This is a genomic window from Mesorhizobium sp. M1D.F.Ca.ET.231.01.1.1 (assembly GCF_003999155.2).
Taxonomy (GTDB): Bacteria; Pseudomonadota; Alphaproteobacteria; order Rhizobiales; family Rhizobiaceae; genus Mesorhizobium.
Genome location: NZ_RZOZ02000007.1, coordinates 26,520 through 48,856, shown reverse-complemented (window position 1 = coordinate 48,856; position 22,337 = coordinate 26,520). Strand labels below are relative to the sequence as shown.

The window sequence follows — 22,337 nt, the reverse complement described above, 5'->3', positions numbered from 1 at the left end:
GGGCGGGTGAACGGCCGAGCGCTGCTCGACCGCTACGAGGCCAGCTTGCGCGGGCTGGCCCGCAAGGACCGCTTGCGGAACCTCAGCGCCCGTGCGGGCACCGACTTGGCCTCCAACGACTATCTCGGCCTCGCGCGCTCCAGCCGCCTGGCTGATGCGGTTGCTGCTGCGCTAGCCGCCGGCACCCCCGTCGGGGCGACCGGCTCGCGGCTGCTGCGCGGCAATGACCCGGAACACGAGGCGCTCGAAGCCAAGGCAGCCGGCTTCTTCGGCGCCGAGCGCGCCCTTTTCTTCGGCGGCGGCTATGTCGCCAATTTCGCGGTGCTCACGACCTTGCCCCAGAAGGGTGACCTGGTGGTGCTGGACGAGCTCATCCATGCCAGCGCCCATGAGGGGGCGCGGGCCGGTCGCGCCGAAGTGGCGGAAGCCGCGCACAACGACGCGAATGCCGTGGACGATGCAATCCGAACCTGGCGCGCGAGAGGCGGCGCCGGCCGACCCTGGATCGTGGTCGAGAGCCTCTACAGCATGGATGGCGACCGGGCGCCGCTCGCTGAACTGATCGCGGTCGCGGACCACCACGATGCATTCCTGTTTGTCGACGAGGCGCATGCCACCGGCGTCCACGGCGCGGACGGGCGCGGGCTCGCGCACGACTTCGAAGGCCGCGACAATGTCGTGGTGCTGCACACCTGCGGCAAGGCGCTGGGCGCGTCCGGCGCGCTGGTCACCGCTCCGGCGGTGCTGTGCGACTATCTCGTAAACCGCTGCCGTCCCTTCATCTACGCCACGGCGCCCTCGCCGCTTATGGCGGTGGCAGCGGCGGCGGCCCTCGACATCGTCGCCCAGGAGCCCGATCGTCGCGAGCGTTTGGCCCAGTTGGTCACGCTTGCGGGCAAGAGGACCGAGGAGCTCGGCTTGCCTGCGAGCGGCTCGCAGATCCTGCCGATCATCGTCGGCGACAACGCGCGCGCCATGGCGCTGGCTGAGGCCTTGCAGTCGCGCGGCTTCGATGTGCGCGGCATCCGCCCGCCAACCGTGCCCGAGGGCACGGCGAGGCTGCGCATCTCGTTGACGTTGAATGTCGGCGAGGCCGATGTTTCGGCACTGTTCGATGCTCTTGCCGAGGAATGGGAGCGCTGGCAATGACGGCACGGATCGTCGTGACCGGCACCGACACCGGTGTCGGCAAGACTGTTTTTTCGGCTGGCCTCGCGGGCCTGCTCGACGGCTTCTATTGGAAGCCGGTTCAATCGGGTCTCGACGAGGAGACCGACAGCGAAGTCGTTGCCCGCCTCTCCGGCTTGCCCGCGGGGCGTGTCGTGCCGGAAGTGTACCGTCTGAAGATGCCTCTATCGCCACATCGGTCGGCCGAAATTGACGGCGTCGCGATCGAGGCGGCAAAGCTCTCGCTTCCAGAATTGCCGGGCACGCTCATCATCGAAGGTGCCGGCGGGCTGATGGTGCCGCTCAATCGGCAGACGAGGTTCATCGATATTTTCCGGGACTGGCAACTGCCCGTCATTCTTTGCGCGCGCACGGCGCTCGGCACCATCAACCACACCCTGCTTTCGTTGGAAGGTCTGCGTGCCCGCTCCATACCGCTGCTCGGCATCGCATTCATCGGCGACGAGATGGCCGATACGCAAAAGACGATCGCCGAGATGGGCAAGGTGCGCATTCTCGGTCGCCTGCCCCGCGTCGACCCGCTGACGTCGGAGGCGCTCTTCGCGGCCATGCGGGCTTCGTTCAACGCGACCGACTTCACGGAGGGCCGGTCATGAGTGGCACCGCGGTCTGGCATCCCTTCACCCAGCATGCCACCGAGCCGGTACCGCCGACGATCGCGCGCACCGAAGGCGCCTATGTCGAGACGCGCGAGGGCAACCGCATACTCGATGCAATCTCCTCGTGGTGGGTCATCACCCATGGCCATCGCCACCCGAAGATCATGGAGGCGATCCGCGACGCAGCTGAGACATTGGACCAGGTGATCTTCGCCGGTCTCAGCCACGAGCCGGCCGAGCAATTGGCTTCGGCGCTGGTCGACATGGCCCCGGCGGGCCTCGACTGGGTTTTCTATTCCGACAGCGGCTCGACCAGCGTCGAGGTGGCGCTGAAAATGGCGCTGGGCTATCATCGCAACAACGGCGCCCCGCGCTCGCGCATCGTCGTCATGGAACACGGCTATCATGGCGACACCATCGGCACGATGAGCGTCGGCGCGCGCGGCGTCTTCAATGCCGCATACGAGCCCCTGCTGTTCGAGGTCGACACCATCCCATTTCCCGCCGCGGGCCGGGAGCAGGAAACGCTCGACGCCTTCGAACGGCTGGCACGCGGCGGCGAGGCTGCCGCATTGATCGTCGAGCCGCTGGTGCTCGGCGCCGGCGGCATGCTGATGTATCCGGCTTCAGTTCTCGCCGAACTCAAGCGCATTGCCGAGCGCTCCGAAACGCTTTTCATCGCCGACGAGGTCATGACCGGCTGGGGCCGCGCTGGGTCCATCTTCGCCTGTGAGCAGGCAGCAATCGCGCCCGATATATTGTGCACGTCCAAGGGACTGACAGGCGGCTCATTGCCGCTTGCGGCGACACTTGCCACCGATGCGATCTTTCGTGCGCATTACTCAAAGGACCGAGCCAGGACCTTTTTCCATTCGAGCTCCTACACGGCGAACCCGATCGCCTGCGCGGCGGCACTTGCGAATGTCGGCATCTGGAACGACGAGCCTGTGGCGGAGCGCGTTGTCGCGTTGTCGCGGATGCAGGCCGAGAAGATTGCGCGGTTCAAGGGGGACGCGCGTTTCGAGAATGTTCGCACGACCGGCACCATTGCCGCGCTCGACCTCAGCGTCGGCAACGCAGGCTATCTCGCTGAGGTCGGCCCAAGGCTGCGCGCCTTCTTCCTCGATCGCGGATTGCTGGTCCGGCCGCTCGGCAACGTCATCTACCTGCTGCCGCCTTATTGCGTAACGTCCGACGAGCTCGACCGCCTCTATGATGCTGTCGACGAGGCGGCCGGCCTTGCGAGCGGAAAGAGATGAACCGCACGGTGCGCATCATAGGCCTTGGCCATCACGTGCCTGCCCGAAAACTCGGCAATGCCGAGATCGAGGCAGGTCTTGGGCTGGAGGCAGGCTGGATCGAGGGGCGCACCGGCATCCGCTCGCGTTTCTGGGCGGAGCCCGGCGACACGCTTTCGGGACTGGCGGCCAAGGCGGGCGGCATCGCTCTGGAGGCAGCCGGGATCGATCGCCAGGAGATCGGCCTGCTTTTGCTGGCGACTTCGACGCCTGACCATCTGCTGCCGCCGAGCGCGCCGCTGGTGGCGCACAGGCTCGGTCTCGAAAAGGCTGGCGGGGTCGACCTGGCGGGCGCCTGCGCGGGATTCATCTATGCCTTGACCTTCGCCGACGGCTTCGTGCGCCTGCACAACAAGCCGGCCATCGTCATCGCCGCCAACATTCTGAGCCGTCGGATCAATCCGGCCGAGCGGGCGAGCGCCGTGCTGTTCGCCGATGCCGCTGGCGCCGTGGTGCTCGCCCCCTCAAGCGATCCCCACCACGGCATCCTCGGCTCCTCTTTCGCCTCGGACGGCTCCGCCTACGACCTGATCCACATCCCGGCGGGTGGCAGCAACCGTCTGTTCTCCGACGAAATCGACATCGCCGAAACCCGCATGACGATCGCCAACGGCCGCGAAGTCTTCGCCAAGGCTGTGGAGATGATGAGCCGCTGTTCCGCGGAGGCGCTGGCTTCAGCCGGCCTTTCGGCGCCCGACGTCACCCGCTTCGTGCCGCACCAGGCCAATGCCCGCATCTTCAACGCCGTCGGCAAGTCGCTCGGCATCGAGGATGAGCGGATCGTCAAGACCATCACCGACTATGGCAACTCGTCAGCCGCGACGATACCTCTGTCATTGTCGGTTGCTCACAGCGCCAATCCCTTTCGACCGGGCGAGAAATTGCTGTTCGCAGCGGCCGGTGCCGGGTTGACCGGCGGGGCGCTGGTGGTTGGCGTTTAGCCTGGCGTGATATTCAGGAACCGAACCAAGCCACAGCAATATTTCGTTGGTCGCCGTTACCACTGCGCAATCCTCAACTAAGTGAAAATAAAACCAGATTTCGTCTACTTGGATTCCGGCTCTGGCAGCATCCCCTCTTCGCCCGACATGCCCTCTCGCCGGAGCCTCTATGCTTCAGTCTCCGCAAGCAGCTGAATTGTTTGTCTTTCGACACGGAAGTCGTGCTTCGGCGAATTTCATCGCGGTTCGGCAAACTTCGTCCAACGGGCCGAGGCGTTGGTATTTTCGGTGGTATCGGCGGGCCTGAAACTGAGCCGGTATCGTTGCGTCAACCTGCCCACGCATTTGCCCGGACTCGCAGTTCGGACTTTCTGCGCGCAATGGCACCTGCCGAGCGCAGGACAGCCATCAGGCTGGACGCATGATGCAACGGAAGCCGAGGTGACAGGTCGATGTGTCCACCGGCTGCGCCATGCGAGCCGCCGGGCGGTAGCGGCGGCAGTAGCTGGGGGCGCACAGGAAGGACCCGCCCTTGGTGACCTTTCGCGGAATCCTGATGTCGGGCGTCAGCGGATCGTAGCTCGCGTCGCGCTCGCCGCCGCGCGGATTTTCCATCGTGCAGCAGGGGCTCTCGATGCGGCGGTGCTCCTGGTACCAGTCCGTGGTCCACTGCCAGACGTTGCCGGCCATGTCATGGAGCCCGTAGCCGTTTGCCGGGAACGAGCCGACCGGCGCGGTCCATTCGTAGCCGTCTTCGCAATCGTTGCGGAATGGAAATTCGCCCTGATAGGTGTTCGCCATATGCCGACCACCTGGGGTCAGTTCGTCGCCCCACACGAATTCGGCGCCGTCCAGCCCGCCGCGCGCGGCGAACTCCCACTCGGCCTCGGTCGGCAGTGCCTTTCCGGCCCAGTTCGCATAAGCTTGTGCGTCTTCATATGCGACGTGCACGACAGGGTGGGTGTCGAGCTTCTTGATGCTGCTGGCAGGCCCGCGCGGATGCCGCCAATTGGCGCCGCGCACGTAAGCCCACCAGTTGTAGTGATTGTTGCGATCAATCCCGCGCGAGGGCCTGACGAACAAGGCTGATGCCGGCGCCAAGGCTTCCGCGCCGGCTCCAGGATAATCCGCCGCATTTGCCGGACGCTCGGCCAGCGTGACGTAACCTGTGGCCTCGACAAAGCGTCTGAACTCAGCATTCGTGACGGTCGTGCGATCCATCCAGAAGCCGCCGACGACAACGCGGTGCGCCGGCGCCTCTTCTGGATAGTGGCTGTTCGAGCCCATCAGGAATTGGCCGCCGGGGATCCACAGCATGTCGCTAACCGTTACAGGCTTTGCAGCACGTACGTCATCCACCGGGCGGCCTCGTCTGAACGGCAGAACCCATCCGCCTATCAATCCCCCGCGGCGAACATTTCTTCCGGGCTTGGTGTCACCAGCGGTGTGAAGTACGTCAACCGCACCGCTTCCATCAGCAACAGCGGAGGCTTCATCTGGCTCGCAAGTTCCGTGATTCTTGCCTGCATATCCTTGACCTTGTCAGGATTCTTGTCGGCCAGATTGGTGGTTTCGGATTTGTCCTCGGCCAAATTGAATAGCTCCACCCTTTGCGGCAACGTTGCCGACCATACCAACTTCCAATCGCCCTCGCGTACCGCGCCGGCCATCGGATCAACGTTGTAGACAATCTCAGTGCGCGGCGAAGGTTTCCCCTCGCTGATGGCCGGCCACATATCCATGCCGTCCAGCGGTTTGTCCTTGCCAGGCTTGGCACCAGCCAGCCCGGCCAGTGTCGGCAACATGTCAACGACGTGCATGAGGCCATTGAAGACGCCGGGCTTGATCTTGCCTGGCCAGTTCATGAAGGCGACCGAGCGGGTGCCGCCCTCATAGAGGGTGCCCTTGCCGTCGCGATAGGGGCCATTATTGGCGGGAAGCTTGCCCTCCACCTTCGAGTCACCCGTAAACATCGAGTTGATGACGCCGCCATTGTCGCTCATGAAAACGATCAGGGTGTTGTCGCGAATCTTCTTCTTCTCGAGGGCGGCCACGACATTTCCTATCTCGTCATCGATCACCGAGATCATGGCGGCATAGGTCCTCCGGTTCTCGTCGGCGATGTTGCTATACCGCTCGAGATATTCCTTCGGAGCCTGGAAGGGCGTGTGGGGCGCGGTGAAGGCGAGGTAGAGAAAGAGCGGCTTCTTCTGATCGTGAGCGTTGATGACCCGGACGGCCTCCTGACCGAACAGGGTGTTGTCGAAGCCCGGCTCCTTGATCGGCTTGTTGTTCCTGTACCAATCCGCGATACCATGCGACGCATGCTTGAAATGGTCGATCTCGCCGACCGTTGCCCCGTAGAATGAATCAAATCCACGTTGTTTCGGCCAGTAGTCCGTCTTGGCATGGCCGAGATGCCATTTGCCGCTCATCGCCGTCTGATAGCCCGCTTCTCTGAGGATTTGCGGAAGAAGCCTCTCGTCGAGCGGAAGGCCATAGGTCCCTGCTGCGGGGACGACGCCAACCTGCATGCCGTAGCGTAGCGGGTAGCGGCCGGTCATGAGGGCGCAACGCGTTGGCGTGCACATCGGCTGCACGTAATATTCTTCGAGCTTCGCCCCCTCCGCGGCAAGCTTGTCGATGTTGGGCGTCTTGATGTCCGAGCCGTGGTAGCCGACGTCTTTCCAACCCTGATCGTCCGCAACGATGAAGACGATGTTCGGCTGCGCGGGCTGAGCTGCCGCATCCTGGACGCCGGCGAGGCCGGCGAGCGCCCCTGAAAGGCCGGCAGGGGCGGCAAATCGTGAAACGGCAGCGGCCGTTCCGGCCATCAATGCCTCGCGGCGCGTGATTGTGTTGGTTACACCGGCTTTAGCCGGGAAGTCTTGATCGTTTCTCATGCTGTGCCCCTGCTCTGCTGACTCATGCCGTTCCATTCAAAACAATGGCGGTCTAGCGCTCTGACGCGCCGGTCGTTTCCCGGAGCCGAAGAGGCAGCGCAGCGGGGTCGGCGGCGACCTCGGCCGCCGGCTCGCCGCGAGATCTCCTGGACTGCCAAAGAACATGTCAGCACCGTCATGGCCTCTTCGGGAAGCCGGCGGCTCCACAAGGCACGATTGCCTCAGGCGCTAGATGCCCCTGCGCGCGTGCCTCTGAAAATGGTCCTGCCTGTTCATGCTCCCCGCTCGCCGTGCGTCGGCGATATTCCTGCGCTATTTGACTCGCGCAATTCGAGCTTAAGCTATACCTAATACAACCGTCCTGCTATCCACTTTGCGCAAAGGATGTATTTTTTCGTCCCTGGCCCGTATCGCTTTCGCACGGCGAAGCGCCGTTCGACCTAGAAAGCCTGCCGACGCGCCCATCAAGGCATCCCAGGCCACCGCCGATGATGAGATCGGTATTTCGATGATTGTGGCAGCGCAGACGCTCTTCCCTGGCGCGAGTCAGTGCGTCAGTTCAGCCATGGGAACGGAAGCATTCCGGAACCAAACGCGGGCGCTGCCGCGAACAATCAGTTCCGGTCAATCCTCTATTGGGTGGCCTCTATTGGGTGGCCGAGAATTGATAGGTGAACCCCAACATCGGACCCTGCTGGGTGAGTTTGTTCACGAAGCCGTCGTGGCTATAATTGTCGTGCACGGCCCGATAGCCGACGAACATCGACATCTTGTCGTTGAACTGATAGCCGGCGCCGCCCATCACGTCCCACATGGATTTGGATCCTGCGCCGAAACCACCCACAAGGCCCCAGCCGGCGAGGTAGATTCCATTGCCGACATCGGCCTTGAATTTTGCGCCGATCACCGGATCGACCCAGGTATCGCCGTCACTGGCTGAGCCGCCATCAAGCGCACCGCCATGGAAGTCGAAACTGTTGTCGACCGACCAGAGGCGGGCGCCGGCCACGAGGTCGAAATTCGTCGCATCCTGATAGTAAACGCTGTAACCACCGAGCGCTGTCCCCATGAAAGTGCTCACCGTCGCATCAATGTTGGAGGCGAGGATACCCTTCGGGGTGCCTATGTTGGCGTCGAGCTTGGCGTAAACTATGTCCGTGCTGATGGTGAAAGGCCCGTTGCGAGCCTCCGTAAGCCCCATGAACCCGAATTTGAGGTGGTTCAGCACGTCGCTGAAACTCACATCGACATCCTGAGGCGGGAATCCGAAGATCCCGCTTTCGCCTTTGATACCCGACGCCCAGAGATATGGGGCGACCGTGAAGGTCCAGCCTTCATCCTTTTGCTTGGTGACGTCTGCCGCAAAGGCATTGGCCGCACCAAATACCAATGCTCCCGCCATTGCAAAGCCGGCCAAACGAATTTTTTTCATCATCGTCCCCACTTGTCGTCTTTGCAGCCCCGCCTCGGCCGAGCCGAGACTCGGGCCTCGATGCTGAATGAACCCTCACTTTGCGCGCTCCGTCAATTTGGCCGCACGCGATATCCCCACTGAGCCGTTCGCCGGCGATATTGAGCGCGAATTGACCTCGCGCAATTTGCGCTTAAGCTATAACTAATACAATCGTCCTGCTATCCACTTTGCGCAAAGGACGCCTTGCTTGACCACGTGGCCTTCATCGCCTTCATACAGGGATGTGTTACTTGGTCCTGACGACCTTACCAGCGCCGCCTCCGGCCTGCCCGTGAAGGTCGACAGGCTTTCGGCCGGCTGGCTTCCCTCGCGCATCCGGCAAATCCAGTCCCCCGGCAAGTGGGCGCTCGACCTGCCGGAATTCAATTGCGCCTTCCGCGCCCGCGGCGGTTTCGATCAAGACTCCGTGGCGCTGGTGGCCATCGAGCGAGCTTGTGGGTCGACGATATGCGGCATCCCGCTCGAAGACGACTTGATCCTGGCAATCCCTGCCGGCACGAGCGTTACGGCGACGGTCCGGCCCGGCCTCAATTACGCAGTCGCCATCGTTCCGACCGCGACTTGGATGGAAATCCAGTCGATTGCCGCGGGTATGGTTCTCGAACAGATCAACAATCACCCCGCGGCAGTTCGGCTCGCCACCGACGAAGCGCAAAGAATCCGACGCCAGATCAAGTCGATGGCAGACCATCTCGGGACAGTTGCAGGCGATTCGGCCCTGCTGGAGCAGCCTCCGGGCGCCTTCTTGGACTATCTGGGGGCGGCGGCCGACGCGTTCGCGGGCGCAGACAGTCGTGAGACCGGGACAGCCGGTTCCGCGAGCCGCCATTTCGGACAAGCGTCGGCGGCGGAGGATTTCATTCGCACTCACATCTGGGAAGACATACCCATTGTTCGACTGTGCAAGGAAATCGGCGTCAGCCGTCGACAGCTGGAGTACGCCTTTCGCACCACATTCGCTGCAACCCCGCTCGAATTCATCAGAGCGCTGCGCCTCAACGAAGCCAGACGGCTCCTTACCACCGCACGTGCAAACGGCTTGAGCGTTACAACAGTCGCCATGGATGTGGGGGTCAACCATCTGGGCCGTTTCGCCGCGAGCTATCGCCTGTTCTTCGGCGAGTCTCCCAAGCAAACACTTCAGCGTGCCGGGAGAACGTGACCAGGGCGTAGCGCGCCGAGAATTGCGCCACGTATCATTGCAAGCAGTTTCGATGGATTTTGCGCAATCCGGATAGAAGTCGCTCTCGATAATTAGTATATTCTAAAATGCTAACAAAAAACTGCCTCTGGCATGCGGGGGCCAGGGAGCGGGCGCAGGCTTGTAACGGGCGCGTGGTCATATCGGCCGCGAAACGCACGGAGTGGTGAGCTTTTGGGAGGATGCAAAAATGACAAGACCTAGCTTGAAGTCGACCGGCGCTGCCGGATTCGCCGTCGCCCTGATGTTTGCAGGGCTCGTCGAGACCCCCTTCGCCTCTTTCGTCGGCGACGCGCAGGCGAAAGTCGGCCGCCCGCTCACGCCAGGCAGTGTCGCGGGGGTTGCGAGGCGCACCACACGCCGGACGATTCGCCGCTCGACCATTTACGTCACCAGGCTGCCCGCGGGGTGTGTGAGGAGCTCGATCAACGGCACTGTGCTGTGGCACTGCGGCGGCACCTATTATCAGCCCTATGGCGGACGCTACGTGGTCGTGCACGTGCATTGAGCGGAAGTGACCGGAGCGCTCGATGAGCAACGCACTGCCCACTCGAATTGGCATTCTGCTGTCGGCCGTCGTCGTGACTTGCTTCTGGGGGCTGCTTGGGGCCTCCTGGGCCCAGCAGCCTCCCGCCGGCATGCCGCCTGAAAAGGCACGGCAGTTCCTCGACCTGCTGTCCGACCCGGAGGTGAAGGTATGGCTCGAAGGAAAGATACCGCCGGCCGCCCAGGAGCCGGCTGCCGCATCGCTGGCCGACGCGATCTCGAGCTGGGAGGCAGCCGTTCGCGCGCGTGTCGCCGCGCTCGCCGATGCCGTTCCCCGCATCCCGCAGGAGCTCGCTAGCGCCGCCGGCGTCGTCTCGCGCGACGTGAATTCAGGCAGGCCCGGCCTGGTGATCCTGATCCTGTCGGTCCTGATTGTCGTCGGCTCTGGCGCCGAGTGGCTGGTCCGCCGGGCTTTGGCGCTCGGCCGTTCCGAGGGAACAGTTGACCCCGGGCAGGCGACCCTGTCCGAGGTCGCTGCCTTGCTGACGTTTGCCCTGGCCAGCATCAGTTCGTTCCTCGTGTTCGAATGGCCGCCCTTGCTGCGCCGCATCGTGCTGACCTCGCTGCTCGCCTTCATCGCCGTGCGTGTCGTGCGCGCAATCGTCAGGTGGCTGTTTGGACTTGCCGGCACGGGAAGCAGAACGTCCGATGCGACGCCGACGCCAATTTCCGTCGCAAGCGACATCGCGCAGCGTTTCTGGCTCCCACGCGTGAGCCTCATCGCCGGCTTTCTGCTGTTTGGCTGGGCCTTGGTCAGCCTCATGCCCAGCATCGGTTTCTCCATCGACGTGACGCGGGTGGTTGCCCTGTTTTGCGGCCTGGGCATGTTGGCCATCGGCATCGAAATCGTCTGGCGGCGGCCGGCCACGACAGCATCCGCTGCCAGGCAATCGCTGCTGACACTCTATCTGATCGCGCTCTGGCTGGCCTGGGTGGCAGGACTGCTCGGCGTGCTGTGGCTCGGCCTCTATGCGTTGCTGTTGCCGGCGGCGGTGCGTGGGGTTGGCAACGTCGCACAGGCCATCGCCGGCAGAGCGGAGCGCAGCGGTGCCTTGGGCATCATGCTGGACGTGCTGATCGTCAGGGGTGCCAGAGCAGCGGTGATTGGCGCCGCGGTCGCCTGGCTCGCCTATATCTGGCGTGTCAGGGCCGCAGCCCTTGCCGGCAGCGAGACCGGCGCGCTCGTGATTTCAGGCCTGCTCAACAGCATCATCGTGCTCCTCGTTGCGGATCTGCTTTGGCAGCTGGCGAAAGCCTTGATCGCTTATCGGATGGAGCTTGCGCCAAAGGACGGGTCCAATGCCGACGACCTTGCCCGCAGCGGCCGGCTGCGCACATTGCTGCCGATATTCCGCAATGCGCTCGCCGTCTTGATCGGAGTCGTCAGCGTGCTGACAATCTTGTCTGGGCTCGGCGTGCAGATCGCACCGTTGATCGCCGGCGCGGGCATTTTCGGCGTGGCCATCGGCTTCGGCTCGCAGACACTGGTCAAGGACGTGCTGAGCGGCGTCTTCTATATGCTCGACGATGCCTTCCGCGTCGGCGAGTATATCCAGAGCGGCAGCTATAAGGGCACTGTTGAATCGTTCAGCCTGCGGTCGGTCAGGCTGCGGCATCACCGCGGTCCAATTTTCACCGTGCCGTTCGGCGAGCTCGGCGCCATCCAGAACATGAGCCGTGACTGGGTGATGGACAAGATGGCTCTCAGCATAACCTACGATTCTGACGTGGACCTCGCTCGCAGGCTCATCAAGAAGATCGGTCAGGAGCTGGCCGCGGATCCCGAGTTCGCGGCCGACACGATCGAGCCGCTGAAAATGCAAGGCGTCGACAGCTTTGGCGACTCCGGGATCGATCTCAGGATGAAGCTGATGACCAAGCCGGGAGGTCAGTTCGGCATCAAGCGGCGAGCGTTCATGATGATCAAGAAGGCATTCGACGAGAACGGCATCAAGCTCGCCGTTCCCACCGTGCATGTGGAGAGTGGCGGCGACAACGCGGCCGCCGCGCAGCAACTGCTCAAGATGAAGCAGGCTGCCGAGCTGGCGGCAAACTCCGGCACCTGACGGCACTCGGTCGGTCACGGCGCTGCAGCCCCATGGGGGCGAGGTGCTGGTAAGAGCCTTGGCTCAGCTACGGACGCAATCCCGGCGAATAGCGCGGGGTTGCAGTGTCACGAGCCGAGGCGATAGGCGAGTTGCGGACGAGACAGGCCGAGAAGACGTGACGCCGCCGCGGGATTTCCACCGGCCAGGTCAACGGCGGCTTGATAGACCGCGCGCTCCAAGTCCCTCAACGAAACCCTATTTCTTTCCATCAGCTCAATCACATGGCAGCCTGATGACGGTGGAATTGATCCAGGCTTCGGCGCATGCTTCACCAAGCAGGATGCCCACTGGTCGCTCGACATCACCTTCGTGATGGTGCGGGCGAAGAAAGAGCGGAGGGAGGCATGACGCGCAACTTCACCTACCAGGGCAGCAGCGCGCGCATCATCTTCGGCAACGGTGCGTCGATGCAAACCGCCGAGCACGTCGAGGCGCTGAACTGCCGCCGCGCCCTGGTGCTGTCGACGCCGCAGCAGGCGACGGACGCCGAGGCGCTGGCGGAACGGCTCGGTGCGCTTTGTGTCGGCACTTTCTCCGGCGCCACCATGCACACGCCGGTCGAGGTCACCGAACGCGCGGTCGCCGAGGCCGCCAAATTCAGAGCCGACTGTGTTGTGTCGCTCGGCGGCGGATCGACGACCGGGCTCGGCAAGGCGATCGCCTACCGCACCGACATCGCCCAGGTCGTCATCCCGACGACCTATGCCGGTTCGGAAGTGACGCCAATCCTCGGGCAGACCGAAGGCGGCGCCAAAACCACATTGCGCAGCCCCAAGGTGCTGCCCGAACTGGTGATCTACGATCCGGAGCTGACGCTTGGCCTGCCGGTCGGCATCAGCGTGACAAGCGGCCTCAACGCCATCGCGCATGCCGCCGAAGGCCTCTATGCCGAGGACCGCAACCCGATCACCTCGATGATGGCGACCGAGGGCATGCGCGCGCTGAAGGAAGCGTTGCCGGTGATCGTCGTCAGCCCTCGCGAAGCGGATGCACGCGCCAAGGCGCTCTACGGCGCATGGCTTTGCGGCACCGTGCTCGGGCAGGTCGCCATGGCGCTGCACCACAAGATCTGCCACACGCTGGGCGGCAGTTTCGACACGCCGCATGCCGAGACGCATGCGATCATGCTGCCGTACACGATCGGCTTCAACGCGGCTGCCGTGCCCGACCTGCTGCGGCCGGTGGCGGACATCTTCGGCGGCTCGCCCGGACAGGCATTCTACGATTTCGCCAAGACCATCGGCGCGCCGCAGGCACTGAAGGATTTCGGGTTGAAGGAGAGCGACCTCGACCGCGCGGCCGAGATCGCCACCAAAAGCCCCTACCCCAATCCGCGGCCATTCGATCGCGCGTCCATCCGCTCGCTGCTGCAGAGCGCATGGCAAGGAGACCGTCCGCCACATTGAGTTCTGTCGGGGGAGATGATTACCAGACGTGAATTGCTGAAGACCGCCGCCGCCACCGGCCTGCTCGCCGGCACAAGCGGGCTGCCATGCCGGCTCGTCGCGCGCCGGTGGCGAGGTCGTTGTCGATCGCGAAGAGGTCAAGGAATTTCCGCGCGATCCGAATTGAGGAGAAGTACGCCGGGAGCGCGCGCCGCTCAATCGCGGGCCCGCGGCAGCATCTTTTCGGCGAAGGCCTCGACCTCGCCCTGGCGAGGTTCCTTGCCGGTGTGCGTGAGCAGGTAGGCCGGCGTCAGGAAGAGACGGTTGCTGACCGGCTCGACGATCTCCAGCGAGTAATAGCCGATCTGCGTGAAGTACAGCACGCGCGCCCGCACGAAGGCTTCCGTGTCCGCGTAACCGTGCCGCAAAAACATCGCCCGGATGGCGTCGACCCGCGCGTCGTCCTCCTCGGTCACGATCCGATGCACTTCGGCCGACTGGCGCGACCAGGCGCGCACGGCGAAATCCAGCCGCGGATTGAACAGCGATTCATCCAGCCAGCACTCGAAGACATTGAGCACGGCCTGCGTTATCGACGCGGCGGCCCGCCCGGCCTGCTCGACGATGAAACGGGTGTTGTTGTTGCGCCAAAAATCTAGAAGTTGATCCAGCAGGTCCTGGCGGCTCTTGAAATACCAGTAGAAGCTCGAGCGGGAGACGTTCAACTTCTGCCCGAGCGCAAGCACGCGCACCGCCTCGACGCCCTCGGAAATCAGCGTCTCCAGCGCGAGCTTCATCCAGTCATCGCGCGTCACCTTGGTGTTTCCGGTCAGACCGGACCGTCGCACGACTTCATCAGCACTGGAATCGGAAAGCATAGCGAACCGGCCAAGGTTTAGACGCCGGCTAGATAGACGCGAAACCGTGCCACTACAATGCTGATGAGTTTTTGAGCCATTCCCAGAGGTAAGGCGCCAAACCGCGATCGACGTGGAGTCGGGTCCGGTCAGGGCTGCCGAACCGGTAGAACAAGACGTTGACGCCGGCAAAAAGCACCGAGGCCGAGCGGCTTGCCTGGCCCGGATCGAACGCCGTGCCCCTGGCAACGAGACTGGCCAGGCCCGGCCCCTCGAGCTCGAACAGGTGCAACCCGGCATCCATGACCGAGACCGCGAAGCCGGCCGCATGCCAGCCGGCCGCAATGGGGAATGGCCGTTCGCCGACGGCAAGGATGCGATCGCGCGCAATGCGCACCACGTAGCTGTCGCCGCTCGCAACCGCGCCGGCTCCGACGCCCTCGCCCGCGAGGCCCGAAGCTTTCGCCCAGGCCGTCAGGTTGCCGCTGACCAGGAGCTGGCTCATCCCGCACAGCGTTCGCACACCGACGCCCTCCTCGTTCAGCGTCGTTGTGGCCCAGTCGGGCGCTGCCGGCCATTTTTCGGCAAGGTTACGCATGCAGGCGGCTCCCTTCCGGATCGAAGGCGCAGGGCGCCACTATGGTGGCCTGCCGCACGACGCCGAGATGTTGAACGTCGATCGTCTCCCCGTGTCGCGCGGCACCGCGTTCGATGAGCGCCAGGGCGACCGGGCGCCCCAGGGTCGGGCTTTGATAGCTGGAGGTGACGAAGCCGATGCTTCTGAGGCGGCCCCCGCTTTTCTCCACGCCATGCGCGCCGGTCGCCAGCGGCGCCTCGCCGTCGCGGACAGCAAGGCCGACGAGCTGATTGCGATCGGTTCGGTTCGCCGCTTCGGTGAAAAGCGAGCGCCGGCCGACGAACTCACCTTTGCGTTTGGTGCGCGGTCCCGCCACGCCCAGGTCATGCGGCATGATGTTGCCGTCGGTGTCCTTGCCGATAACGATGTAGCCCTTCTCGGCGCGCAGGATCATCAGGGATTCCAGCCCGAGCAACACAGCGTCGAACGCGCGACCCTCCTGCCGCATCCTTGCCCACAGCGCCTCGGCCCGATCGGCGCGGATGGAGACTTCGTAGCTTCGATCGCCGGTGAAGGAGACCCGGACGATACGCACCTCGTCGCCGGCAAAGCGGCCGGCCGCGACCGCCATATGCGGCAGGCTGGCATCGTCCAGCGCGGCACCGAGATCGAGCGCCTCCATCAGCCGGCGCGCGTTCGGACCCGAAACGGTCAAGGTGGCGTATTGCGCGGTGGCGTTGTGGATATAGATGGCATCGCGGCCGAAACGATCCTGCCGCCACTCTTCGAGCCGGGCATGGACGGCGGCGACATGCGACGACGAGCAGGAGACGATGAAGCGGTGTTCGTCCAGTCGAACCAGCACGCCGTCGTCGAAGACGACGCCATTTTCCGACAGCATGAAACCGTAGCGGCAATGGCCTGGCTTCAAGGTCGACATGGTGTTGTAATAGATGAAGTCGACGAATTCGGCCGCGCGCGGGCCGATGACCTCGATCTTGCCGAGCGTCGAGCCGTCGAAGAGCGCGACGGACTGCCGGGCGCGCCGCGCCTCCTCCTGGATCGCGGCTCCGGCTTCGCCGCTTCCGTAGAAGGCCGGCCTCAGCCAGCCGCCATATTCCTGGAACACGCCACCCGCGGAGCGATGCTGCGCTTCTAGCGGCAGGCGGCGAACCGGAGCGTGCTTGCTGCCGCGGCGCGCTCCCGCCAGGCTGGCAAACGGCACCGGCGTGAATGGCGGCCGGTAGGTCGTGGTGCAGACCTCGGAGATGGCGCGGCCGGTGACATCGGCCAGCAGCGCGAGACCGTTCAGGTTCGACGTCTTGCCCTGGTCGGTCGCCATGCCGAGCGTCGTGTAGCGCTTCAGGTGCTCGACGGAGACGAAATTCTCCCGCGCTGCAAGCTCGACGTCCTTGGCGGTGACGTCGCTCTGGTAGTCGATCCAGACGCGGCCCTTGGCCTTGGGCTTCGGCCACAAGCCGACAACACCCAGCGTTGCTTCCGCTCCCGTGCCGCGGGGAGCCGGCGAAGACGAGGAGCCGAACGCATCGAGCGCCGCCACGCCGCCGGCCAAGGTCTCGGAAAGCGACACCGTGCCGGCCATGGCGCCGGCCACGCCGATGCCGTCCACAGCCGCCCCCGGAACGAAGGCCGCCAGTTGATCGCTCCAGGCAAGCTTGCCCTTTGCCTGCGAGAACAGGTGCACGGTGGGCGTCCAGCCGCCGGAGACGAGCACGCAATCGGCCGCCAGACGCGTGCCGTCATCGAGCAGGACGCCCTGGACGGCATCGTGCCCGCGCGCGGCTGCCACCAAACGCCCCGCCAGGACGCGAACACCGGTCCTTGCCTGCGCGCGGCGCTCGCGCCGGCAATCGACCACCGTTACCGAGGCGCCGTCCGCGGCGAGCGCCGAAGCCGGCTCGTAGGCGCTGTCGTTGTTGGTCGCGACCACGATCTGCCGGCCGACAAGCACGCCATGCCGGCGCAGATAGGCAAGTGCGGCGTCGGCGGAGAGTATGCCCGGTAGATCGTTGTTGGCGAACGGAACCGGCCGTTCGATCGCCCCCGTTGCCAGCACGATGCGGCGCGGGCGCACGCGCCACAGCGTGTCGGGCCGGCCGTCGCGATGCCGCTGGTTGAGCGCGACCAGATTGTGATCGTAGAGGCCGAAGGCGGTCGTTTCCGTGAGCACGATATGGCCGCCGCTCTTCAGCTTGGCCACGATCGCATTGGCCCATTCGGTGCCCTCCACACCATCGATTTCGCCCGCGCGGTGGCGCAGCGATCCGCCGGGATGCGTCCGGTCATCGACGAGAACCACCGAGTGTCCGGCCGCCGCAGCGCCGGCGGCCGCGGCGAGGCCCGCCGGTCCGGCGCCGACCACCAGAACGTCGCAGTGATGGTTGATCTGGTCCGCGACCCGGCGCGGCTTCCAATCGCGGTCGACGACACCAAGTCCCGCCATGGCGCGGATGCGCGGCTCGAACAGATGCCAGTCCGGCCACATGAAGGTCTTGTAGTAGAAGGCAGCGGGCAGGAAGCGGGCAAAACGGTCGAGCACCGCATTACGGTCGGCCATGGCCGTCGGCGACGCGTTGACGCTCCTCACCACGATGCCGTCGCTCGCCGGCACGGTCGTCGCCCGCGCATTCGGCACGCGGCCGTCGGCGCTCTCGACATCGACCAGCGCGTTGGGCTCCTCTGCGCCGGAGCCCCAGATGCCGCGCGGCCGGTGATATTTGAAACTGCGGCCGACGACCGACTGGCCGCTCGCCAGCAACGCGGAGGCGATCGTGTCGCCGGCAAAACCCTCGACGCGCCTGCCGTCGAAGGTGAAGGTCAGCGGGCCGGCGCGGTCGATGTCGCTGCCGCCATCGGCGAGACGGAACGCTCTCATGCGCCGTGCTCCGTTTCGCCGAGCATGGAGGAACCCGAGACCTCGTGGTTGACGCTGTCGCGGCTCATCGCGAAGAACTCGCCACAGGTCAGGTGCATCCAGATCTCGCGGGTCGGCCCCTTCGGATTGTCGCGCATGTGGAGATAGCCGGCCCAGCGCTCGGCCCTGACATCGCCGTCGGGCCTCAGATTGCCGGCCTCGCCGCCATAGTGAAATTCGCTTTCTTCGCGCGGCCCGCAGAATGGGCAGGGAAAGAGCTGCATCTTTTTCTACACCTTCAATGGGCAATGCCGGAGCCGGCGGCCTCGTCGATCAGCCGGCCGCGGTCGAAGCGGTCGAGATCGAAAGGCCGGCTGATGTCGTGGTGCTGGCCGGTCGCAAGCAGATGGGCAAGCAGCGTGCCGCCGGCCGGGATCGCCTTGAAGCCGCCGGTGCCCCAGCCGCAATTGAGGAAGAGGCCGGGCAGCGGCGATTCACCGATGATGGGCGAGGAGTCCGGGACGACATCGACGATGCCGGCCCATTGCCGCATCATCTTGAGCTGGCCGAAGATCGGGTACATGTCGAGCATGCCGGCGATCACGCCTTCCAGCACCGGCAGGTTACCGCGCTGGCCGTAGGACGGGATGCGGTCGAGCGCGCCGCCGATGACCAGTTCGCCCTTGTCCGACTGGCTGACATAGACGCCGGTGTCCGGCGAGATCACCACCGTGTCGAGGATCGGCTTGACCGGCTCGGACACGCAGGCCTGCAGCGCGTAGGAATTGACCGGCAGCCGGAACCCCGCCTTCGCCGCCAGCACCGACGAATGGCCGGCCACCGCCATCCCGGTACGCTCGGCGCGGATTTCGCCGCGCGAGGTGACGACGCCGCGGCAGCGCCCGTTCTCGATGATGAAGTCGGAAATCTCGCAGTTCTGGATAATGTCGACGCCAAGACGGCTTGCCGCGCGCGCGTAGCCCCAGGCAACGGCGTCGTGGCGGGCGGTGCCGCCGCTCGGCTGCCAGGTACCGCCATAGACCGGGTAACGGGCGTCCGGGCTGAAATGGTAGATCGGCACGACGCGGCGCACGTCCTCGACCGAGAACAATTCGCAGTCGATGCCGTTGATCTGGATTGCGTTGACGGAGCGCGCGGCGGTTTCCATTGCCGCTTCGCTGTGCGCGAGGGTGAGGATGCCGCGCGCGGAAAACATCACATTGTAGTTCAAATCCCTCGACAGCGTCTTGTAGAGGCTGTGCGCCAGCCCGTAGATCGCCGCGCTTTCGGGGTAGAAGTAGTTGGAGCGCACCACGGTGGTGTTGCGGCCGGTGTTGCCGCCGCCGATCCAGCCCTTCTCCAGCAAGGCCACTTTGGCGAGGCCGTGGTTCTTGGCGAGATAGTAGGCCGTGGCGAGGCCGTGGCCGCCGCCGCCGACGATGATGGCGTCATAGCGCGGCTTCGGATCGGGCGAGCGCCAGGCCTTTTCCCAGCCGGTCTGGCCGGCGATGCCTTCCTTGAAGAGCGAAAGCGCGGAATAGTGTCTTGTCATGAACTCAAGCCCGCATCATCACGCGACCGATCCCTGCAACGGTGCGAAGGAACGTCGAGACGCCCATATCGGTGGCGCAATATCGAACTGACTCAATCGACTGGCCCCCTCGAAAATCCATGACCCATTCCGTTCCCGCCGCGGATCGACGAAGGCCCATCAACGTTCGCGCGGCGCGAACTTAGCTTGAATGGACACCTGTGTCCATTAGGTGCGGACATAATCCGCAATCCCCTGCGGCCGCTACGAATGACGGGCCGAGACGCGCTCGACGGCTGCCGATCACCGCGCCTGCGACACCAGCGGCTGCATCGTCTTCAGCATGGCGACGAGCTGGCTCTGCTGGTGGGTGCCGGTTTTCTGGAAGACGCGCTCGAGATAGGTGCGGGCGGACTTGACGGTGACGCCGTGCCGGCTCGCGGACTGAGCCAGCGTGAGGCCGGCCGCCAGATCGGTTGCAAGCCGCGCTTCCGCCGGCGTCAGGTCGAACAAGGCGTTGAGAAGGCTCGCCGACGGCACAAGCGCGCTGGGTTTGACCGGCGTCGCCATCACCAGCATGTCGGCGTTGCCGAAGATGTCGTGCGCGGCGCGCCGCAGCGGCAGGAGGTGGATGACGAAGGGAGCCTCGTCGCCGATCTTCGGCACGGGGATGGACCCGACCGCATTTCCGGACCGGCTCATACCGGTGACGGCCTCCTGAAACAGCCGGTTGGCGTCACGGTCGGCGATCGCCAGTCCGCCATGGGCCACAGGCAGGAACGCCGCGTCCAGCCGGTCGAGGTGCGGGTTCGTCGCCACGACCCGCCCGTTCGACGAAAGCACGGCGGCCGGCAGGCCGAGCAGGTTGAGCGCCGAGGCCGTCGCTTCCGCGCGCTCGACCCTCAATCGCCCGGCCACCAGGCTGGCCCTGGCCAGATGAGGCCTCAGCCCATCGAGCCGATCGACCTCGCCATGCTCGTAACCGCCATCTTTGATCCACTTCTGGAACACGAATGTCGCGAGCTCGCCGGTCGGCATGGGAATGGCGGTGCACAGATGGGCGCCGATACCGAATTGCCTCAGCATGATGCGGGCCGGGTCCCGCTCGATCTCCTGCTGGCTCATGAAGTCGTCGACGCGCACGAAGCTTGCCGGCTGCAGACTGCACATCTTCTGGACACTGTCGCAGAATTTCCAGAAATCGCCCTTGACGAACTCGTCGAACAACGCCCGCAGATTGTCCAGCGTCGTTCCGCGCGGCGGGCTGTCATCGCTGAAGAAGAAAACCTGCGCGCTGGCCGAGTTCGACAGCTCGCTCGCCTTCTGGAGCACGTGGTTCCACCGCTCTGGAACGAAGGCAGCCTCGTAGATGAGTTCAATCAGGTCGATCATGATTGCCGTGGGGATCGATATGAGCGCGAAGGTGCAGACAGCGGCCAGTATCTGTCGCCGGCGTCGCGATCTCAAGCCGGAGCGCCGCATGAGCGCGGTACTGGGCCTCGGCGATGAAATGCATTTGCGCGCATCGGGCCGATGGCGGATTTCATTTGCTTGGTGATCCCCCTTCGATAGGGCAAACTGCCTGCCGGGCTGTCAGGAGGAGAAATGAGAGCACGCGCAGCGACGGTCGGAGACCTCGAGGATGTTTTCCGCAGCCTGTCCAAGCGAATGTCGGACGAGTACCTGGCGGCCGGCAAGGACAGCAAAGCCGCCTACGACAATCTGATGATGAACCTGAAGGAAGGCCGGGCGCATGCGCTGGTCGAGGACGACAAGGCCGTCGCCATTGTCGCCTGGCATGAGCACGGCGACGCGGCCGACACGTTTTTTGCGGCACAGGAGGATTTCTTCAGAGCGGCAACCGTTCGCTTCTGCAGGCGTCACATCCGCCATATCCAGGCACTCGCCGGCAACCTGCCCGTACACTCGCGCAGCTGGCTCCATGGACCGGACGTCGCAAAATGGTTCCGGGTCATCGGCTATGTCGACCAAGGGCGGCTGAGCGGCGCTACCCTGTTCGAGCTGCCGCCAGCGCCCAATGGCTGAGACCGGTTATTCCCGCGGCGGCTTGCACCGCACACGAATTGGCGGGATGGTATGGAAGGCAGCCGGGGGCGCTGGCACGCCGGAGGTTGATGGCTGCTGGAAATCGAAATGGTGCGCGCTTGTTTGGCCTTCGTCGCCCTTGTTGCCCTGATGGGGCCGACAGACGCAGGCGAGCGGCTGGTTCATCTCATCGACAATTCCGGTCTTGCGGCAGCCTACTTGGGTGAATCCGACCTTGTGACCGCCTATACAACCGGGATGGCCCGCTACCGTCTTCAGCTCATGGCGCGCACCGGCACGGGCAACCTCGCCGCTCCTCTCGAACCCCTGACTTTGCGGCCGGAATTTCGCCAGCGGACATGGCGCTCCGCCGATGGCAGCCTGCTGCAAGGCTTCGCCGGCAAGGGCGGCTTCCGCCTGACCGTCGGCAACTGCCTTGCCCGCATTTGTGCGGCCAGCGAATGCAGCGAGGCCGGCTGGCCGGTCTATGCCTGCAGCGACGGCCGCAAGCGCAAGATGTCGGTCGAGAGCTTCGTGGCGGCAACCTTCGACGGCATTCCCTACCGGCGGCTGAGCGCTCCGCCGGAACCATGACGCCGCAACGCGTCGACTGCCCTGCTCGCTTCAACGTCACCGAAACGCCTGCGTGGCGCGCGGAAGGTTCTGGCGCGAAGCCAGCAAGATCATGATTGCGCGTCACGATCCCGCTACTGCTCCAGCATGCCAATTTTCGAAATCCTTCTCGATTCCCGGCCAACTAGAGCAATTCCAGGAAAAGCGATCAGCGATTCTGCGAAAGCTGAACGCT

Annotated in this window: 19 protein-coding genes; 10 read left to right on the top strand and 9 right to left on the bottom strand. The window is 64.5% G+C overall.

Going from position 1 to position 22,337, the window contains the following annotated elements; all coding sequences use genetic code 11:
* The first annotated feature begins 6 nt into the window (after positions 1-6).
* Genes EN874_RS19215 through EN874_RS19200 form a run of 4 tightly spaced genes read left to right on the top strand, consistent with a single transcriptional unit; the run spans position 7 to position 4,026 of the window.
* Positions 7-1,149: an 8-amino-7-oxononanoate synthase gene (locus EN874_RS19215; RefSeq protein ID WP_127426753.1), complete on the top strand. Its 1,143-nt coding sequence runs from the start codon at positions 7-9 to the stop codon at positions 1,147-1,149.
* Positions 1,146-1,784 (top strand): dethiobiotin synthase, encoded by a 639-nt coding sequence (gene bioD / locus EN874_RS19210; RefSeq protein WP_127426708.1) that lies wholly within the window; start codon positions 1,146-1,148, stop codon positions 1,782-1,784. The genes EN874_RS19215 and bioD overlap by 4 nt, the downstream gene beginning before the upstream one ends.
* Positions 1,781-3,046, top strand: coding sequence for an adenosylmethionine--8-amino-7-oxononanoate transaminase (locus EN874_RS19205; RefSeq protein WP_127426709.1), 1,266 nt, complete (start codon positions 1,781-1,783; stop codon positions 3,044-3,046). Before bioD ends, EN874_RS19205 begins: the two co-directional genes overlap by 4 nt.
* On the top strand, positions 3,043-4,026 hold the full coding sequence (locus EN874_RS19200) for a beta-ketoacyl-ACP synthase III (RefSeq protein ID WP_127426710.1): 984 nt from the start codon (positions 3,043-3,045) through the stop codon (positions 4,024-4,026). Before EN874_RS19205 ends, EN874_RS19200 begins: the two co-directional genes overlap by 4 nt.
* A gap of 408 nt (positions 4,027-4,434) precedes the next feature.
* On the opposite strand, the gene EN874_RS19195 is transcribed toward EN874_RS19200, so the two are convergent.
* The 3 genes from EN874_RS19195 to EN874_RS19185 all read right to left on the bottom strand — a co-directional run bounded on the left by EN874_RS19195 (position 4,435) and on the right by EN874_RS19185 (position 8,364).
* A complete protein-coding gene (locus tag EN874_RS19195; RefSeq protein WP_127426754.1) occupies positions 4,435-5,343 on the bottom strand; it encodes a formylglycine-generating enzyme family protein in 909 nt (302 codons plus the stop codon).
* 80 nt (positions 5,344-5,423) lie between these two features.
* Positions 5,424-6,929, bottom strand: coding sequence for an arylsulfatase (locus tag EN874_RS19190; protein ID WP_127426711.1), 1,506 nt, complete (start codon positions 6,927-6,929; stop codon positions 5,424-5,426).
* Between the two features lie 646 nt (positions 6,930-7,575).
* Positions 7,576-8,364: a hypothetical protein gene (locus EN874_RS19185; RefSeq protein ID WP_127426712.1), complete on the bottom strand. Its 789-nt coding sequence runs from the start codon at positions 8,362-8,364 to the stop codon at positions 7,576-7,578.
* Between the two features lie 310 nt (positions 8,365-8,674).
* Between EN874_RS19185 and EN874_RS19180 the strand changes: the two genes are divergently transcribed.
* The 4 genes from EN874_RS19180 to EN874_RS19160 all read left to right on the top strand — a co-directional run bounded on the left by EN874_RS19180 (position 8,675) and on the right by EN874_RS19160 (position 13,664).
* Complete coding sequence (locus EN874_RS19180) at positions 8,675-9,565, top strand: helix-turn-helix domain-containing protein (RefSeq protein ID WP_127426713.1); 891 nt, start codon at positions 8,675-8,677, stop codon at positions 9,563-9,565.
* Between the two features lie 283 nt (positions 9,566-9,848).
* Positions 9,849-10,112 (top strand): hypothetical protein, encoded by a 264-nt coding sequence (locus tag EN874_RS19175; RefSeq protein ID WP_245468298.1) that lies wholly within the window; start codon positions 9,849-9,851, stop codon positions 10,110-10,112.
* 22 nt (positions 10,113-10,134) lie between these two features.
* A complete protein-coding gene (locus EN874_RS19170; RefSeq protein WP_127426714.1) occupies positions 10,135-12,216 on the top strand; it encodes a mechanosensitive ion channel family protein in 2,082 nt (693 codons plus the stop codon).
* Between the two features lie 386 nt (positions 12,217-12,602).
* Positions 12,603-13,664, top strand: a complete 1,062-nt coding sequence (locus tag EN874_RS19160; protein WP_127426716.1) for a maleylacetate reductase — start codon at positions 12,603-12,605, stop codon at positions 13,662-13,664.
* A gap of 194 nt (positions 13,665-13,858) precedes the next feature.
* Here EN874_RS19160 and EN874_RS19150 read toward each other — a convergent pair whose 3' ends face one another.
* The 6 genes from EN874_RS19150 to EN874_RS19125 all read right to left on the bottom strand — a co-directional run bounded on the left by EN874_RS19150 (position 13,859) and on the right by EN874_RS19125 (position 20,950).
* Positions 13,859-14,440: a TetR/AcrR family transcriptional regulator gene (locus tag EN874_RS19150; RefSeq protein WP_245513754.1), complete on the bottom strand. Its 582-nt coding sequence runs from the start codon at positions 14,438-14,440 to the stop codon at positions 13,859-13,861.
* A 133-nt stretch (positions 14,441-14,573) separates the two neighbouring features.
* Positions 14,574-15,098: a hypothetical protein gene (locus tag EN874_RS19145; protein ID WP_127426719.1), complete on the bottom strand. Its 525-nt coding sequence runs from the start codon at positions 15,096-15,098 to the stop codon at positions 14,574-14,576.
* Entirely contained in the window at positions 15,091-17,973 is a 2,883-nt protein-coding gene (locus EN874_RS19140) for a sarcosine oxidase subunit alpha family protein (RefSeq protein WP_127426720.1), read from the bottom strand. Before EN874_RS19140 ends, EN874_RS19145 begins: the two co-directional genes overlap by 8 nt.
* Positions 17,970-18,236 (bottom strand): sarcosine oxidase subunit delta, encoded by a 267-nt coding sequence (locus tag EN874_RS19135; protein ID WP_127426721.1) that lies wholly within the window; start codon positions 18,234-18,236, stop codon positions 17,970-17,972. Before EN874_RS19135 ends, EN874_RS19140 begins: the two co-directional genes overlap by 4 nt.
* 14 nt (positions 18,237-18,250) lie before the next feature.
* The gene (locus tag EN874_RS19130) at positions 18,251-19,504 is read right to left on the bottom strand and encodes a sarcosine oxidase subunit beta family protein (RefSeq protein WP_127426722.1); all 1,254 of its coding nucleotides are present in this window, start codon (positions 19,502-19,504) and stop codon (positions 18,251-18,253) included.
* Positions 19,505-19,786: 282 nt separating this feature from the next.
* Positions 19,787-20,950, bottom strand: coding sequence for a helix-turn-helix transcriptional regulator (locus tag EN874_RS19125; RefSeq protein WP_245513752.1), 1,164 nt, complete (start codon positions 20,948-20,950; stop codon positions 19,787-19,789).
* A 138-nt stretch (positions 20,951-21,088) separates the two neighbouring features.
* On the opposite strand from EN874_RS19125, the gene EN874_RS19120 reads away from it, so the two are divergent.
* Together EN874_RS19120 and EN874_RS19115 are read left to right on the top strand one after the other, a co-directional pair.
* Positions 21,089-21,529, top strand: coding sequence for a hypothetical protein (locus tag EN874_RS19120; protein WP_126085906.1), 441 nt, complete (start codon positions 21,089-21,091; stop codon positions 21,527-21,529).
* A gap of 108 nt (positions 21,530-21,637) precedes the next feature.
* Positions 21,638-22,123, top strand: a complete 486-nt coding sequence (locus EN874_RS19115) for a hypothetical protein (RefSeq protein WP_245513750.1) — start codon at positions 21,638-21,640, stop codon at positions 22,121-22,123.
* Positions 22,124-22,337: the final 214 nt, after the last annotated feature.